Source organism: Paeniglutamicibacter sulfureus, assembly GCF_039535115.1.
Lineage (GTDB): Bacteria > Actinomycetota > Actinomycetes > Actinomycetales > Micrococcaceae > Paeniglutamicibacter > Paeniglutamicibacter sulfureus.
On the sequence record NZ_BAAAWO010000001.1, the window covers coordinates 669,309 to 685,201 of the forward strand.

Annotated in this window: 15 protein-coding genes and 1 tRNA gene; 3 read left to right on the forward strand and 13 right to left on the reverse strand. The window is 67.6% G+C overall.

Going from position 1 to position 15,893, the window contains the following annotated elements; translation table 11 throughout:
* Positions 1 to 21: 21 nt before the first annotated feature.
* The 5 genes from dop to ABD687_RS03040 all read right to left on the reverse strand — a co-directional run bounded on the left by dop (position 22) and on the right by ABD687_RS03040 (position 6,488).
* Positions 22 to 1,602, reverse strand: coding sequence for a depupylase/deamidase Dop (gene dop / locus ABD687_RS03020; RefSeq protein WP_344761015.1), 1,581 nt, complete (start codon positions 1,600 to 1,602; stop codon positions 22 to 24).
* A 14-nt stretch (positions 1,603 to 1,616) separates the two neighbouring features.
* The gene (gene arc / locus ABD687_RS03025) at positions 1,617 to 3,368 is read right to left on the reverse strand and encodes a proteasome ATPase (RefSeq protein WP_377700388.1); all 1,752 of its coding nucleotides are present in this window, start codon (positions 3,366 to 3,368) and stop codon (positions 1,617 to 1,619) included.
* A 119-nt stretch (positions 3,369 to 3,487) separates the two neighbouring features.
* Positions 3,488 to 4,582 carry a tRNA (adenine-N1)-methyltransferase gene (locus ABD687_RS03030; RefSeq protein WP_310287343.1) on the reverse strand — a complete coding sequence of 365 codons (1,095 nt, stop codon included), beginning with the start codon at positions 4,580 to 4,582 and terminating at the stop codon, positions 3,488 to 3,490.
* A 62-nt stretch (positions 4,583 to 4,644) separates the two neighbouring features.
* Entirely contained in the window at positions 4,645 to 5,772 is a 1,128-nt protein-coding gene (locus ABD687_RS03035) for a site-2 protease family protein (RefSeq protein WP_310287340.1), read from the reverse strand.
* Positions 5,769 to 6,488: an HAD family hydrolase gene (locus ABD687_RS03040; protein ID WP_310287337.1), complete on the reverse strand. Its 720-nt coding sequence runs from the start codon at positions 6,486 to 6,488 to the stop codon at positions 5,769 to 5,771. The genes ABD687_RS03035 and ABD687_RS03040 overlap by 4 nt, the downstream gene beginning before the upstream one ends.
* Before the next feature lie 73 nt (positions 6,489 to 6,561).
* On the opposite strand from ABD687_RS03040, the gene ABD687_RS03045 reads away from it, so the two are divergent.
* The gene (locus tag ABD687_RS03045) at positions 6,562 to 7,512 is read left to right on the forward strand and encodes a PAC2 family protein (RefSeq protein WP_302266061.1); all 951 of its coding nucleotides are present in this window, start codon (positions 6,562 to 6,564) and stop codon (positions 7,510 to 7,512) included.
* Between the two features lie 109 nt (positions 7,513 to 7,621).
* Here the strand turns inward: ABD687_RS03045 and mshC are convergent, their stop codons facing one another.
* From mshC to ABD687_RS03060, 3 genes are all read right to left on the reverse strand, one after another.
* Positions 7,622 to 8,899 (reverse strand): cysteine--1-D-myo-inosityl 2-amino-2-deoxy-alpha-D-glucopyranoside ligase, encoded by a 1,278-nt coding sequence (gene mshC / locus ABD687_RS03050; protein ID WP_310287331.1) that lies wholly within the window; start codon positions 8,897 to 8,899, stop codon positions 7,622 to 7,624.
* A 110-nt stretch (positions 8,900 to 9,009) separates the two neighbouring features.
* Positions 9,010 to 9,834, reverse strand: coding sequence for an undecaprenyl-diphosphate phosphatase (locus ABD687_RS03055; protein WP_264271268.1), 825 nt, complete (start codon positions 9,832 to 9,834; stop codon positions 9,010 to 9,012).
* A 97-nt stretch (positions 9,835 to 9,931) separates the two neighbouring features.
* Complete coding sequence (locus tag ABD687_RS03060; RefSeq protein ID WP_377700389.1) at positions 9,932 to 10,123, reverse strand: hypothetical protein; 192 nt, start codon at positions 10,121 to 10,123, stop codon at positions 9,932 to 9,934.
* Positions 10,124 to 10,231: 108 nt separating this feature from the next.
* Here ABD687_RS03060 and ABD687_RS03065 point away from each other — a divergent pair, with 108 nt between their 5' ends.
* Positions 10,232 to 10,486, forward strand: coding sequence for a DUF5703 family protein (locus ABD687_RS03065; RefSeq protein WP_372342955.1), 255 nt, complete (start codon positions 10,232 to 10,234; stop codon positions 10,484 to 10,486).
* 31 nt (positions 10,487 to 10,517) lie between these two features.
* Here ABD687_RS03065 and ABD687_RS03070 read toward each other — a convergent pair whose 3' ends face one another.
* From ABD687_RS03070 to ABD687_RS03080, 3 genes are all read right to left on the reverse strand, one after another.
* On the reverse strand, positions 10,518 to 11,642 hold the full coding sequence (locus ABD687_RS03070; RefSeq protein ID WP_310293322.1) for an acyl-CoA dehydrogenase family protein: 1,125 nt from the start codon (positions 11,640 to 11,642) through the stop codon (positions 10,518 to 10,520).
* A 95-nt stretch (positions 11,643 to 11,737) separates the two neighbouring features.
* Complete coding sequence (locus tag ABD687_RS03075; RefSeq protein WP_310287327.1) at positions 11,738 to 13,063, reverse strand: M20/M25/M40 family metallo-hydrolase; 1,326 nt, start codon at positions 13,061 to 13,063, stop codon at positions 11,738 to 11,740.
* A gap of 166 nt (positions 13,064 to 13,229) precedes the next feature.
* Positions 13,230 to 13,312, reverse strand: a tRNA-Leu gene (locus ABD687_RS03080).
* Positions 13,313 to 13,668: 356 nt separating this feature from the next.
* Between ABD687_RS03080 and ABD687_RS03085 the strand changes: the two genes are divergently transcribed.
* Complete coding sequence (locus ABD687_RS03085) at positions 13,669 to 14,889, forward strand: glycosyltransferase (protein WP_310287324.1); 1,221 nt, start codon at positions 13,669 to 13,671, stop codon at positions 14,887 to 14,889.
* A 33-nt stretch (positions 14,890 to 14,922) separates the two neighbouring features.
* Here ABD687_RS03085 and ABD687_RS03090 read toward each other — a convergent pair whose 3' ends face one another.
* On the reverse strand, positions 14,923 to 15,123 hold the full coding sequence (locus ABD687_RS03090) for a hypothetical protein (protein WP_310287321.1): 201 nt from the start codon (positions 15,121 to 15,123) through the stop codon (positions 14,923 to 14,925).
* A 108-nt stretch (positions 15,124 to 15,231) separates the two neighbouring features.
* The gene (locus tag ABD687_RS03095; protein ID WP_310287318.1) at positions 15,232 to 15,867 is read right to left on the reverse strand and encodes an alpha/beta hydrolase; all 636 of its coding nucleotides are present in this window, start codon (positions 15,865 to 15,867) and stop codon (positions 15,232 to 15,234) included.
* Positions 15,868 to 15,893: the final 26 nt, after the last annotated feature.

Sequence of the window (15,893 nt, forward strand, 5' to 3'; positions counted from 1 at the left end):
TCTTGCCACTGGGTAGGGGCTTTAGCTCCGCAGCGTGGCGATGAACTCGTGAATCGACAATTGCGCATCCAACAGGTCCCCGACCAGGGCCTTGGTGCCGCGCAGCGGCTCCAGCGTCGCGATGCGCTCGAGCTTGCGGGCCCCGGGGACCGTGAAGGAGACCGAGTCCCAGCTCGCTGCCACCACGTGCTCCGGGTACTGGCTCAGAACCCGCCCGCGGAAGTAGGCGCGGGTGTCGGTCGGCGGGTTGGTTGCGGCCAGGGCGATCTGCGCCGGGGAATAGAGCGTTTCCATCAGCCCGCGCGCCGCCAGCCGGTGGTAGAGCCCCTTTTCCGGGCGGATGTCCGCCCATTGCAGGTCCATCAGTGCGATCCGCGGGTCGGAGAAATCCACGCCGTGGCGCTGCGCGTAGGAGGTCATGAGCTTGTACTTGGCCACCCAATCCACGGTGGAGGCAGCGGAGAAGATGTCGGATTCCAGCAGCTGCAGGGTTTCCTCCCAGCGGCGCTGGATCTCCACGGTCGCCTCGTCGTCGGCGTCGGTGGCCCCGCTGTGCTCGGCCGCCGCCTGGGCGTAGATCCACTGGATCTCAAGCGCGGTGAGTTTTCGCCCGTCCACCAGCTCGACCTTGGTGCGCAGCGTGGGGTCGTGGCTGATGGCCTGCAGGGCCGCGACCGGGTCGCGCAGCTCAATCGCCGGGACGGTGCCCGCCTCGATCATCGCCAGCACCAGCGCGGTGGTTCCGGTGCGCAGCAGCGTGGAGACCTGCCCAAGGTTGGCGTCCCCGATGATCACGTGCAGCCGGCGGTACTTCTCCCAGTGCGCATGCGGCTCGTCGCGGGTGTTGATGATGGGGCGGCGGATCGTGGTCTCCAGCCCGATCTGCGCCTCGAAGAAGTCGGCCCGCTGGGAGACCTGGAAGCCGGGGTATTGGCCCAGCACGCCGCGGCCCACCCGCCCGGAGGCGCAGATGACCTGGCGGGTGACGAAGAACGGGATGAGCCCGGCGGCGATGGAGTCGAAGGGCACTTCCCGCGGCATCAGGTAGTTTTCGTGCGCCCCGTAGGACGCCGACTTGTTGTCCGTGTTGTTCTTGTACAGGTGCACATCCGGCAGCCCGGCCAGGGACTCGATGCGTCGCACCGCCGCCAGGGCGACGTGGTCCCCGGCCTGGTCGTACAGCACTGCGTCGAAGGGGTTGGTGGTCTCCGGGGAGGAATATTCCGGGTGGGCGTGGTCGACGTAGAGCCTGGCGCCGTTGCCCAGCACCATGTTCATCAGCACTTCATGGTCGTTGTCCCCGCCCTCGTAGAGCGTGGAGCCGATGGTCACGTCCCCGCCGGCCATGGCCACCTGCTCGGCGTCCAGCTCCGGTTCCAGGTCGGTGAGCTGGGAGGGATCCGCGGTGGCGCGCGGCTGGGTGAAGCCGCGGGCGTCGTTCAGCGGCGTCTCGTCGGTGTAGTCCCAGTGGGTGCCGGCGATCTTCCCGCGCGCCTCCCGGATGGTGGCCGCGTAGGCGTTGATGACCTGGGCCGAGAGCATGGTGGCGTTGGCCCCGGGCATTGCGGGGGCCAGCACGCCGTACTCGGTCTCCAGGCCCATGACCCGGTGCACGCTCACAGGTACTGCCCCGTCTCGTCGGACCCCGGTGCCGGCAGGGTCTTCCCGCGCCCGTTCTTGTCCGCAACGATGGTGCGGATGAAGGTGATGCGTTCGCCCTTGCGCCCGGAGATCCGCGCCCAGTCGTCGGGATTGGTGGTGTTGGGCATGTCCTCGTGCTCGTGGAATTCCTCCACCACCGCCTCGAGCAGGTAGTCCATGCGCAACCCCCGCTCCTGGCCGGTGAGCAGCGCCTTGATGGCCGACTTCTTGGCCCGGTCCACCACATTGCGGATCACCGCGCCGGAGGCGAAGTCCTTGAAGTAGAGGATCTCCGTTTCGGTGTTGGCGTAGGTGACCTCGAGGAACTGGTTCTGTTCCCCGGTGGAGTACATGGCATCGACGGTCGCCTGGATCATCGCGCGCACTGTCGCGGCCGGATCGTTTCCGTTCTCGGCCAGGTCGTCCGGGTGCAGCGGGAGGTCGGAGGTGAGGTACTTGGCGAAGATCTCCGCGGCTCCCTGGGCATCGGGGCGGCGGATCTTGATCTTCACGTCCAACCGCCCCGGGCGCAGGATCGCCGGGTCGATCATGTCCTCGCGGTTGGATGCGCCGATGACGATGACGTTGTCCAGCCGCTCGACGCCGTCGATCTCGGCCAGCAGCTGCGGGACGATGGTGGTTTCCACGTCGGAGGAGACGCCGGTGCCGCGGGTGCGGAAGAGCGAGTCCATTTCGTCGAAGAACACCACCACGGGGTTTCCTCCGGCGGCCTTTTCGCGGGCCCGGGAGAAGATCAGCCGGATGTGGCGTTCGGTTTCCCCGACGTACTTGTCCAGCAACTCGGGGCCCTTGATGTTCAGGAAGTAGCTCTTGGCCGTGCCGGTGTCGCCGTTGCGTTCGTTGGTGCGCTCGGACAGCGAATGCGCCACTGCCTTGGCGATCAGCGTCTTGCCACAGCCCGGAGGGCCGTAGAGCAGGATGCCCTTGGGCGCGGTGAGCCCGTGCTCGCGGTAGAGGTCCGGGTGCAGGAAGGGCAGCTCGACGGCGTCGCGGATGGCCTCGATCTGGTCGCTCAGCCCGCCGATGTCGGCGTAGGAGATGTCCGGGACCTCCTCGAGCACCAGCGACTGCATGTCGGACAGGTGCACCTTTTCCAGGGCCAGGCCGGTCCGCGCATCGAGGGTCAGCACGTCCCCGACCCGCACGATGTCCCCGGTCAGCGGTTCGGCCAGGCGGATGACGCGCTGGTCATCGGCCCTGCCCATGGCCACCACCCGGTGGTCGGCCAGGACCTCCTTGACGGTGACCAGTTCACCTGACTGCTCGTAGCCGAGTCCGGCGACGATGACCAGGGATTCGTTGAGCAGAACGTCCTGGCCGATGGCGAGTTTTCCGAAGTCCAACAGCGGGGACACGCCCACGCGCAGCTTGCGGCCGCCCTGGACGATGTCGGCAGATTGCACGCCGGTCGAGGAAATCGCCACGCCCGGGACGGGTCGGCTGCGCGGATGCAGTTCGACGATGGTGCCGTGGCTGAAGGGGGTGTCCCCGTCCTTCTCCAGCCCCGATTTCAGGGCCAGGATCTCCTCGCGGGTGCGCTCCAGCATGGCGACCAGGCGGGCGTTGTTGGCTCCCGCCGAGGCGAGCTGTCGATCGAGCAGGCGGTTCTTGTCCCGCACCACGTTCAGCTGCCGCTCGGCGGCCGCGACCTGGCCCTCCAGCCGTGTTCGATCTGTCTCGTCGCCCATTTTCCACCCGTTTCGCATAATTCGAGGAACACGTGTGCCGGGGTAAGCCGGCACACGCCACTGCTGTTCTCATCCTATGCATGGGCGGGGCCCAATGGCGGAAATGTGACCGCGACCTCACGGCGGGTCTGGTCGTGCTACTGCCCGCTGGCGTCCGCGGCGGTGTCGCCGTTGGCGTCCACGTCGTCGGCCGGTTCCTGGCCTTCGGGCAGCGAGCCGCGCTGGGTCATCGACTTGGCGTCCTTGGCGGCGCGGCGCAGTTTGCGGGCGGAGACGCCGCGCTCCCCCAGAGCCTCGTGGTTCCAGGCATCGGGCTCGTCCGAGCGGGTCCAGGTCGCAAGGTCCTCGGCCGAGTAGGTGTGCTCCTTCACGCGCTTGGCGCCCGGGATGCCCACCGCTCCGTCGGCCAGCCGGCGGCAGGTGATCAGGAAGGCGGTGTGCGCGACCATGCGGTGGTCCGGGCGCACGGCCAGGCCCTCGACGTGCCAACCGCGGACCATGGTCTCGAAGGACTCGGGCTCGGTGTAGAGGCCGGTGGCGCGGATCGCCTCGACGGTGCGCGACATCTGCGTCACGGTGGCCACGTAGTTGACCCAGACTCCGCCGGGGGCCAGCACGGTGGAAACCGCGTCGACGCATTCCCAGGGCGAGAGCATGTCAAGGACCACGCGGTCGACGGAGCCGGGTTCCTCGGTTTCGAGGACCTTCTCCTGGAAGTCCCCGATGGTGATGTCCCAGGCGGGGTGCGGGCCGCCGAAGACGGTGTCGACGTTGCCGCGGGCGATCTGCGCGAACTCCTCGCGGCGCTCGAAGGAGTGCAGGTAGCCGCCATCGCCCACCGCACGTAGCAGCGACATGGACAGGGCACCGGAGCCCACGCCGGCTTCAACCACGCGGGCGCCCGGGTAGATGTCGCCCATCTGGATGATCTGCGCCGCGTCCTTGGGGTAGACCACGGTGGCGCCGCGCGGCATGGAGAGCACGAAGTCCTTCAGCAGCGGGCGCAACGCCTGGTAGCGGACCTCGTTGGTGTTCTCCACGATGGAGCCCTCCGGGGCGCCGATCAGCGCATCGTGGAAGAGGACTCCCTTGTGCGTGTGGAACTCCCCGCCCTCGGTCAGGGTGATGGTGCTGATCCGGCGCTTCTGGTCGGTGAGCTGGACCCGGTCGCCGGGGCGGAAGGGGCCGCGGCGGCTCTGGGCGCCGTGGGGGGTGGCTGGCATGTCGCTCATTCTCGGTTCTGTGTCCTTAGGTCCTGGGATGGTGGTGAAGTGTGGTGACCGGTGAAGCGCGCCTAGCGCTGCTTGCCGGTGATGGCCGCGACGATGCGCGCCTGGCTCAGCAGCCCGACGACGCGGTTGGAGTCATCGATGACCGCGTATTCGCTGCCCTGCAGCGTGGCCAGGTACCCGATCAATGCCCTGCCGTCGGCGTTGGCGCTGACCACGGCGCCGGGGTCCAGGGCGCGGGCGGCGGAGAGCGCGGGGGTCTGGGCGAGCACCGCGGCATCGATGGAGTGCAGCGTTGCCTCGTCGATCACCGCAACGGGGTTGCCGGCCGCATTGACGAGGATGACCCGTCCGCCGCGGCTGGCCAGGCGCGTGGTGACCTCGGCGAGGGTGGAGTCCTGGCGGATCGCGGTGGCGGGCTCCATCAGTGCGCGCACCGAAACCAGCGGCAGGCGCAGGCGCAGCTTGGCGTGCGTGATGCCCTGCGAGGCCCCGACCCACATGAACCCGCCGACCAGGATCGCCACGATCAGGACCTGGAAGTCCAGCGGTTCGTTGCGGGTTAGCGGGACGATGACAAACCAGCCCACGACCAGCACCACCAGCACCCGCCCGGCCCAGCCGGCGGCGATGGTGCCGCGGTCCTGGGAACCGGTGTAGCGCCAGACGGCCGATTCGACCAGGCGCCCGCCGTCCAGCGGCAGGCCCGGAAGCACGTTGAAGATCGCCACCAACAGGTTGGCCCAGATCAGGATGTCCCAGAGCAGGAACACGACCCCGGTTGGCTGGATGAGCAGCAGCAACAGGTAGCCTGCCCCGGCGATCACGAAGTTGGCGGCCGGGCCGGCCATGGCCACCGCGAGCGAGCGGCCCGGAGTGGCGTTGAAGGAGGAGAACTGGGTGTGCCCGCCCCAGAGGTTCAGGGTGATCCGAGCCCCTGGCCAGCCGAAGGACTTGGCCGTCAGGGCGTGCGCGAGCTCATGGATGAGCACGGAGAAGGCCAGCAGCACCGCGTAGGTGAAGGCGACCAGGTAGGCGCCGGCCCCCAGGTCGGGACGGGAGCGGGCCACGGTGGGCCCGAAGACCATCACGATCAGGCCGGTGATGATGAACCAGGACCAGGCCAGGGACACCGGGACCCCGAAGACCGATCCGAGCGGGATCCCGTCGCGCTTGGTGGCAGGTTCGCTCATGCGCGCACCCCGATGGACGCCAGTGCGCCCAGGGATTCGACGTCGAGGCCGGCCAGCGACTCGACGCGCTGCCAGGACGGAGAGTCGGGCACCGGGGCGATGTGCTCAACGAGCACCGCTACGATCCCGCTGGCTGCGGCCGAGGCAATGCCGGGGGCGGAATCCTCGATCCCGACCACGCGGGAAGGATCCAGGTCCGGCACCAAGTCCCCGAGCTTCTCCAGTCCCAGCAGGTACGGGTCGGGGTGCGGCTTGCCGCGGGAAACCATGTCACCGGTGACGCGGAAAGCGAAATATTTCTTTGGCAGCTGATCCAGCACGAGGGCGGCCAGCGGTTCCTCGGACATGGTGACAAGTCCGCAGGGGACGTTTGCGCTGTGCAGCGCCTCCAGCAGTTCGAGGGCGCCGGGGCGCCAGTCGACGCGGCGGGCCACCCCGGCCAGGACCTCGGCGGTGAGCCTGTCGATGATCTCGCGCTCGGGCAACTCGACGCCCGCGCGCTGCAGCGCGGCGGCGGCGTCGGGCAAGGCGTTTCCTACCAGTCCCAAGGCCTGGGTCTCGCTCCACCGGCCGCCGAATTCGGCCACCAGAGCCGCCTCGGCGGCCATCCAGTAGGGTTCGGTGTCAAGCAGGGTTCCGTCCATGTCCCACAAGACTCCCTGGATCCGGGAGTTCACGGGGCGCGCGGGCATGGGGTCGGGATTCTGGGTTGGCATGTCCCAATTCTAGTGGGTGCGCACTTGCCCCGGCGACCGGTGCGCGCGCTAGGGTGAGGATGTGAGCGAAGATATGAATGATCCAGTGACACTTTCCTCCCTGGTGGCCGCCTCCACGATTCCCGGGCCCGTGCGCCCGGCCATCATGGTGGTCGCCTTCGAGGGATGGAACGATGCCGGTGACGCCGCCAGTTCGGCGATCAAGGACATCAAGGCGGCCACCGGCGCCGTGAAGGTCGCTGGCATCGGCGACGACGACTACTACGATTACCAGTTCTCCCGCCCGCAGGTGCGCCGCAACGGCGCCGGCAAGCGCGTCGTCAAGTGGCCGACCACCCGCATCTACCGCGCATCGCTGCCCGAATCCCCGGTGGACCTGCTGTTGGTGCGCGGCGTGGAGCCCACGTACCGGTGGAAGGCCTTCATCACAGAGATCCTCACGCGCGCCGAGGAGGAAAACGTGCAGGGCGTGATGGCGCTGGGTTCGCTGTTGGCCGATGTGCCGCACACCCGGCCGATCCAGGCGGCGGTCTCTTCCGACGACCCGAAGGTCTGCGAGGCCCTGGGTGCCCTGCCCGGCAGCTATGAGGGCCCCACCGGCATCCTGGGGGTGCTGGCGCAATTCTCCGAGGCCGCGGGGCTGCCCACGCTCTCGATCTGGGCGGCGGTTCCGCACTATGTTGCGCAGCCGCCCTCTCCCAAGGCGCAACTGGCCATCCTGCACCGGGTGGAGGAGCTTCTGCCGCTGGCCCTGGACCTGCATGAACTCGGCGAGGACGCACTGGCGTGGGAGCGCGGGGTAGACGCGTTGGCCACCGGGGACGCGGACATCGCCGCCTACGTGCAACAGCTGGAGCAGGCACAGGACGAGACCGAGCTGCCCGAGGCCACCGGCGAGGCGATCGCCCGCGAGTTCGAGCGTTACCTCAAACGCAGGCACCGCCCCGGTGCGCCGGGGGAAGAAGGTCCCGGCACACCGGGAACCGGCGGCCAGGCCCCCGACACGCCCGGGTCCAGCGACTGACAGCCAGGCGCTTCAACACCAACGCGTCCCCCCGCCCGGCCCCCGCAGGGGGGACAGGGCGGGGGGACGCGTTTTTTCATCATGCGGCCGTTGTCCGGCGGACGGGGACCTAGGAGATCTTGAGTCCCAGCAGTGCATCGAGCGCATCGGCGAGCAGCTGCCCGCCGGCCTCTTGCGAGCCGTCGTCCTCCGCCGGTTCCTGGGCGCCGAAGGCATCGAGCACGGACAGGGCCGCGGGGGCGTCCAGGTCGTTGGCCAGCTTGGAACGGATGCGGGTGACCACGGCCGTGGCCTCGGTGAGTGTGGTGGAGCCGATGCGCTTGCGCCAGCGGGCCACCCGGTCCTGGGCCTGGGTGAGCAGTTCATCGGTCCAGAACCAGTCGCTGCGGTAGTGCTGGCCCAGCAACACCGTGCGGATGGCCACCGGGTCCACGCCGGCGGCACGCAGCTGGGAAACCAACACCAGGTTGCCCAGGGACTTGCTCATCTTTTCGCCGTGCAGGCCCACCATGCCGGTGTGCACGTAGGACTGTGCCAGCGCCTTGCCGTCCAGCGCGGCCGCGTGACCGGCGGAGAACTCGTGGTGCGGGAAGATCAGGTCCGATCCCCCGCCCTGCACGGTGAAGGGGGCGGGCAGGAAGCGCCGGGCGATGACCGAACACTCGATGTGCCAGCCCGGGCGCCCGGCGCCCAGCGAGGCGCCGTCCCATTCCGGCTCCCCGGCGCGGGCCACGCGCCAGAGCAGCGGGTCAAGGGCGTCGCGCTTGCCCGGCCGTTCCGGGTCTCCGCCGCGCTCGGCGAAGAAGCCGAGCATGGTCTCGCGGTCATAGCCGCTCACGGTGCCCAGTTCCCAGGCGTCGGAGGCCGCGGCGGCGGCGTCGAAGTAGATGTCCCCGTCCGGCTCGCCGTTTTCGCCCGGCACCGCGTAAGCCAGGTCCTTGGCGACGAGTTCCTCCACGAGCGGGACCAGCCAGGTGATGGATTCCACTGCGCCGATGTAGTGCTCGGGCGGGATCACGTTCAGTGCTTCCATGTCGGCACGGAACAGGTCGGTCTGCTCCTTGGCCAGCACCTGCCAGTCCATGCCGGTCGCCGCGGCGCGCTCCAGCAGCGGATCGTCGATGTCGGTGACGTTCTGCACGTAGGTGACCTCACGCCCGGCATCGCGCCAGGTGCGCTGCAGCAGGTCGAAGGCGACGTAGGTGGCGGCGTGCCCCATGTGGGTGGCGTCGTAGGGGGTGATGCCGCAGACGTAGATGCTCGCCGGCGCGTTGGACTGCTCTGCCGGGGCGGTGTCCCTCAGCCGGCCGGTGGCGGTGTCGTGCACCTCAAGGATCGGTGCGTTTCCCGGGACATGCGGGACGGTGGGCGCGGACCATGCAAGCACGGGGCGTCCTTTCTCTTAGGTTTTTGCCCGAACGTGGCCGGGCGCAATGCAGTTACTTGGAACAAGTCCACGGGCCCGGCGGTTATTCCGGGTTTCGGGGTCCGATTTTGCTAGGCGTTGATCACACCGAAGCCCAGCAGCAGGTACAGGGCCAGGCCCAGGGCCACGCGGTACCAGACGAAAAGGCTGTAGCTGTGCGAGGAAACGTACTTGAGGAACCAACCCACGATGACGAACCCGACCACGAAGGCGATGAGCGTGGCCAGGCCGGTCTGCGGCAGCGAGTACACGCCGGGTTCGTTGAAGGACTTGGCCAGCTTGTACAACCCGGAGGCGAAGACCGCGGGGATGGCCAGCAGGAACGAATAGCGGGCGGCGGCACCGCGGGTGTAGCCCATGAACAGCCCGGCGGTGATGGTTCCGCCGGAGCGCGATACCCCGGGGATCAGGGCCAGCGCCTGGGCGAAGCCGAAGAGGATGCCGTGCTTGGGGGTCAACGCGGTGAGCTCGCGGTTCTGCTTGCCGTAGTAGTCGGCAACCGCCAGGATCAGTCCGAAGACCACCAGGGTGGTCGCCACGATCCACAGCGAGCGGAAGGAGGTGTCGATCTGTTCCTCGAAGAGCAGGCCCAGCACCGCGATCGGGATGGAGCCGATGATGATCAGCCAGCCCATTTTTGCGTCGGGGTCGCTGTGCGGCACCCGGCCGCGCAGCGCATTGAACCAGGCGCCGACGATCCGCACGATGTCCTTCCAGAAGAACACCAGCACCGCGGTTTCGGTGCCCAGCTGCGTGATCGCGGTGAACGCCGCACCGGGGTCGGACGCATTGGGCAGCAACTCCCCCACGATGCGCAAGTGGGCGCTGGAGGAGATGGGGAGAAATTCTGTCAGACCCTGGATCAGCCCTAGGAAGGCCGCTTCAAACCAATTCACGTACCGACACTACTTCACCAAGGCACGCCAAGGCCCATTGGCGCTCCATGATGAGTCGAACTTAATACTGTGGTCGGAGTCGCTATGGCCGGCCTGGCTACGTGGTGACGGGTTCCCCCTGGCTGTCTTCGTCGTACGGATCGTCGTCGTCGCTTTCCTCCACCACGCTCAGCGGGAGGAACTCCTCGTAGGACTCGTAGAGTGCGTCCTCGTACTCCTCAAAGGCATCGGCCACGGCCAGGAATGCCGAGCTGATCGAGGCGTCCTGGGCGCCGCGTTTTGCAGCCACGGCCGAAAGGTGTTCTTCGAGGCAACCGATCAATACACTGAGGGCAACACGCGGGTCTGTACTCATGTGTTCGACGTTACAGGCACAAGCCACACTATGGACAGGGTCATGATCGAAAAGAAAATCCCCGTAGCCCGACCCCGGGACCAGATGCCCGGAGACCCCGAGCACCTCTTCGAATACCTGGTGATTGCGGCGCTGCCGGGCGAACATCGCTCGGTGGCACGCGCAGCCCTGCGCGAGCATTCGGAGTACGGCAAGTGGGAATTGGTGCGCACCTGCCTCTACGAGGGCGGAGGCCAAAAGTACTGGATGCGACGACGGGTCATGCGCGTCAAGCCCACGCTGAACATCCGCGGCTGAAGCACGCGGCACCCAGGTTGCACCGGCTGCCTTACTCCTTGACCGGGCCCAGCAGCCAGGAAGCCACGGTGGAGTGCGCCGATTCGGCATCCGAGGGGTGATACAGGCTGGCCAGGGCGTCGCGATAGAGCCGTTCGAGCTCGGAGCCGCGGAAGTACTGCCCGCCCCCGGAGACCTTGGCGGCGATGTCGATGCAGGAGCGGGCGGCGTCCCCGGCCTGGGTGCGCAGCGTGACCAGCCGCGGGAACCAGGATCCCCCGTGGTCCACCCGGTCGTCGAGGTCGCGCGTGGTCATCCGCAGCATCGCGTCGAGCTTCAGGACGTGCATGCCCGCATCGGCGACCTGCCACCTGATGTCGGGGTCCTGGTCGTAGGTCCGTCCGCCGAATTTCAGCGAGCTGCGCTTGGCCGGGTTTGCCGCCGCCAGCTCCATGCCGCGCTCGGCCAGCCCTATATAGACCGAGGCGGTCAGTGAGAGGAACGAGGCGAAGATGCCGAACACCAGCAGGTCCGGCACCGGTCCGACGGGCAGCTTGGTGTGGATGTGTTCGGCCGAAACCCGGGCACCAGTCAGCACGGTGGAGTTCGACTGGGTGGCGCGCATGCCCAGGGTGTTCCAGTTCTGCGGGATCTCGATGCCGGTGGCGTCCCGGTGCAGGAAGCCGTGGACCAACTGTCCCTGTCCGGTTCCCTCGTGCTTGCCGAAGACCCCGAGCCGCGTCCACACCGGAGCCAGCGAGGTGAAGACCTTGGTCCCGGTGAAGGAGTACGATCCGTCGGCGTCGGGCACCGCCCGGGTCACGGAGTCGAAGAGGACCTCGTCGTTCCCGGCCTCTGACACGCCAAAGGCCATGACCTCCCCCGCCTGCACCCAGTCCAGGACCATGTCCAGGCGGTCATCCCCGCGGGCGGCGAGCAGCGTCGCAACGCCCGTCCAGACCAGGTGCATGTTCACCGCCAGAGCCGTGGCAGGTGCGTAGCTGCCGAGCAGACGCTGGGCGGCCGTCATTCTTTCCATGCCCCAGCCGAAGCCGCCACGGGCTTCCGGGAGCATGGCCCGGAGGTAGCCGACGTCGGTGAGCTCGGCGAAGTCCTCGGCGCAGAAGGCGTTCTCGGCATCGTAGCCGGCGGCCCGTGCCCGAAACCGGTCGAGCATCTCGGTGCCGAGCACCTCGTTGATGGTTTTCACTCGTGGGTTCTTCGCTTTCCGTTCGGGTCATGGTGGTGCTTCGGGGGCATATTGCGCTGTTGTCAGTAGGTGGTCAGCAGGTCGCGCAACACCCGGGTGCCGAACTTCAGCGAATCGACCGGGACCCGCTCGTCGACGCCGTGGAACATGCCGGTGAAGTCCAGTTCCGCCGGCAGGCGCAGCGGGGCGAATCCGTAGCCGGTGATGCCCAGGCGGGACAGTGCCTTGTTGTCGGTGCCGCCGGAGAGCATGTACGGAAGCACCACTGCCTCCGGGTCCTCGCGCCCCAGCGACGCCACCATGGAATCGACGAGGTTCCCGGCGAATGGCACCTCCAAGGCGCGGTCAAGGTGCAGCGCGCTGAGCTCGACGTCCGGCCCGGCCAGGGTGCGCAGCGTCTCCATGACCAGTTCGTGCTGGCCCGGCAAGGTGCGGACATCCAGCAGCGCCTCGGCGGCCCCGGGAATCACGTTGTGCTTGTAGCCGGCGGAGAGCACCGTGGGGTTGGCCGTGTTCTGCAGGGTGGCGCCGACAAAGCGCGCCACGTTTCCCAGCTCAGCCAGCAGCACCTGCGGGTTGTCGTCGGTGAATTCGATCCCCGTCATCTCCGAGACGCCCTGAAGGAAGGCGCGCGTGGTGTCGGTGTAGGAGATCGGCCAGTCGTGCTCGCCGATGCGGGTGATGGCGGCGGCCAGCCGGGTCACCGCGTTCTCATCGTTGATTTGGGATCCGTGCCCGGCGCGTCCCGCGGCGGTGAGCTTGAGCCAGGCGATGCCCTTTTCGGCTGTCTGCAGCAGGTAGGCACGCTTGCCGTCGATGGTGGCGGAGAAGCCGCCGACCTCGCTAATGGCCTCGGTGGCGCCCTCGAAGAGCTCGGGGTGGTTATCGACCATCCAGCGCGCCCCGTAGTCACCGCCCGCTTCCTCGTCGGCGAAGAACGCGAAGATAAGATCGCGGCGCGGACGGGTGCCGGTGCGCTGCATCTCGCGCATCACCGCGAGGATCATCGCGTCCATGTCCTTCATGTCCACGGCCCCGCGGCCCCAGATCATTCCGTCCTTGATCTCGGCGCCGAAGGGATCCACCGACCATTCGTCCTTGAACGCCGGCACCACGTCCAGGTGGCCGTGGACGATCAGGGCGGGCAGCGACCTGTCGGTGCCTTCGATGCGGGTGACGACGTTGGCGCGGCCCTGGGCGGATTCCAGCACCGTGGCCTCGAGTCCAACCTCGGCGATGAGTTCGGCCACGTATTCGGCGGCCTTGCGCTCCCCCGCGCCCTCGTTGTTGCCGTAGTTGGTGGTGTCGATCCGGATCAGTGCCTGGCAGATGCCGGCAACCTCATCCTCGGCGACGACGGTGACCGGGGCATTCTGCGCAGCTGACATGGGGGAATCCTTCTGCCTCTCGTGGTGGTGGGTCGATCTGCCTCCACCCTATCGAGGTATGTGTTCAAGGCGCGAGGGGCTGCGATAGGCCCCGTGTCGAGGCCCGTTTTCCTCCGGGTACGAGAAAACCCCCGACCTGACTTTCGTCTGGTCGGGGGTTGATCCGTGCGAAGGAGGGGACTTGAACCCCCACCCACTTACGTGGACTAGCACCTCAAGCTAGCGCGTCTACCATTCCGCCACCCTCGCTGGTGGCCGCTGCACCGGAAGAAGTTCGTGAAGAACTTTGTTTCCGTTGTCCGCGGCGAGATAAGACTCTAGCACGGGTTTGGGGCGCACTTCAATTCGGGGGTTCCGTTGGCTAAAAACCCCGGGTTTACAAGGCTATTTGCGCCCGTTGGGGCGAAAAACCCCGCACCACCGCGTAGTTTGTGAGCAGAGTCATATCGATCGGGACAAATGCGTGATTCTCTCCCGTTCGGACAATAGGCTCTGCGGTGAGTGGCGTTGCGTAGGATGATGGTGTTTGCCAGCCCGATCACCACACGTGGCGGCACGCCAGCACCCTTGAACCAACCAGCGCGTTAGTAGGCGACCGAGCACCGATGTCCACAACCACGACCCCTCCCAAGCGCATCGCGATGATTTCGTTGCACACCTCTCCGCTGGAACAGCCGGGGTCCGGGGACGCCGGCGGAATGAACGTGTACATCCGCCATCTGTCACTCGCGCTGGCCGAGCAAGGGGTTTGTGTCGATGTCTTTGTCCGCGGTGCCGGTGAAACCCGCGCCGTCGAGGTGGCGCCCGGATTCACCTGCCACGAGGTGCAGGCAGGACCCGCCGGCAAGCTCAGCAAGGAGGAACTCGCCGAGCACCTGGACGACGTGGCACTGGCGATCCAGCACTATGCCGCCACGCTTGCCCCCTACGACGCGATCCACTCACACTACTGGCTCTCCGGAATCGTCGGGCTGCACCTGCGCGATGCCTGGCAGGTTCCGCTGGTGCACACCATGCACACCATGGGCAAGGTCAAGAAGATCTCGGCGCAGACCGAGGAATCCGGTGCCCGCATTCGCGGCGAAATGCTCTTGTGCGAACAGGCAGACCGGCTCACTGCCAACACGCCGGCCGAGGTCGAGGAATTGATCCACCTCTATGGCGCCGACGCGAAAACGCTGGACGTCGTGGAGCCGGGCGTGGACCTCGGCGTCTTCAACCCCGGGGTGTGCGAGCATCCCGGGAGCGCGCCGAATTCGCTACGCGTTCTCTTCGCCGGCCGCATCCAGAAGCTCAAGGGCCCACAGATCCTGGTGCGGGCCCTTGGCATCCTCGCCCGCGAACGGCCCGACCTGGACGTGAGGCTCTCGGTCATCGGGGCGCGCTCGGGGTCCAAGGAGCTGAACCTGCAAAAGCTCGTCGAGGCCGAAGCGGTGGAGCACCTTGTGAGTTTCTCGCTGCCGATGCCCGCCGCGCATCTGGCCGAGGCCTTCCGCAGCACGGACGTGGTGGCCGTGCCGTCCTACAGCGAATCCTTCGGCCTGGTGGCCCTTGAGGCGCAGGCCTGCGGAACCCCGGTGCTGGCCCATCGCGTGGGCGGGCTGCCCTATGCCGTGCAGGACGGGCGCACCGGCATCCTGGTCGATGGTTCCGAGCCTGCCGCGTGGGCCGTGGCACTGGCCAAGCTGGCGACCGACGAGCCGCTGCGCCGACGCCTGGGACGGCAGGCTGCCGAATTCGCCGCGGAGCACGGCTGGGAACAAACGGCCGCCGCCGCGCTGTCTTCCTATTCCGGTGCGATGCTGCGCCCGGCCGGCGGTCGCTGAATCCCGAAGCGGTCCCGAGGGACCGCGTGTCCCTCAGCCCGGCGTCGCGTCTTGGCCGGATGCCGCGTCGGTAAGCACTTCCTCGAGGCCGTCCAGAAGGTCCTGCAGCCCGGGTTCCTCGAGGGGGAAATGGCCGCAACACCGCAATACCCGGGTGCCGGTGCGGCCGGGCAGGGTACGCAGCGTGCGCTCGCTCAGTGCCTTCGGTGTCCACTGATCGAGTTCCGGGTGCATGAGGTGCACCTCGAGCGGCACGGTTCGGGCCTGGGTGTGCGGGTGCCGCAGATAGGAAGCGAGGAACCCCAGTGGCAGCCAGGCGCCGCCTCCCCGTGGGTCCCTGGCTCAGAGGCGCCCCAACGCGGGGTCCCGGCCCATGCGCGCGAGGTCGGCAATCCAGGAAATCTTCACCGGGATCCGGGCCACGGGTCCCCTCACCAACGAGAGCAACGGCATGAAGGGCGTCGCGAAGGACCCGAAGCGCGTTAGGGCCGCCTGGGTCCCCCGATCCCGCGGATCCAGCAGGCAGGTGGCGATGACCGCGGCGACGCCGTGAGAGGCGGCAGCCGCCTGAACAGCAAGGAACCCGCCAATGCTTGCACCGAAGAGCACCACGGGCCGTCCGTCGTCCTCGGCCGTCAGCAGGTCAACCAGCAGTGCGATCCAATCCTCGTACACCACCGTGTGGCGCGATCCCGTGACGGTTCTCCCGTACAGCGGCAGGTCGACGGCGGTGATGTCGACCCGGCCGCCGGCCAGAAGGGCGGCGACGGGCCAAAGCGCTGCGCCATGGGCTCCCGCGCCGTGGACGACAAGCAAGCGCACCGCGGCGTCCGGATTTCTGAACCTGGAGAGGTGGACCCGATGGTTCTTCCAGAACCACCACGTCGAGTCCGGGGAAACAAGCGGCAGTCGCCTGCCAGGCGGGAGGAAGTCCGCGTAGTCTTCGATGCCGATCTCGACTGGTCGACGCTTCTGCATGGCGGGCTGCACCTTTCGACGGGCCG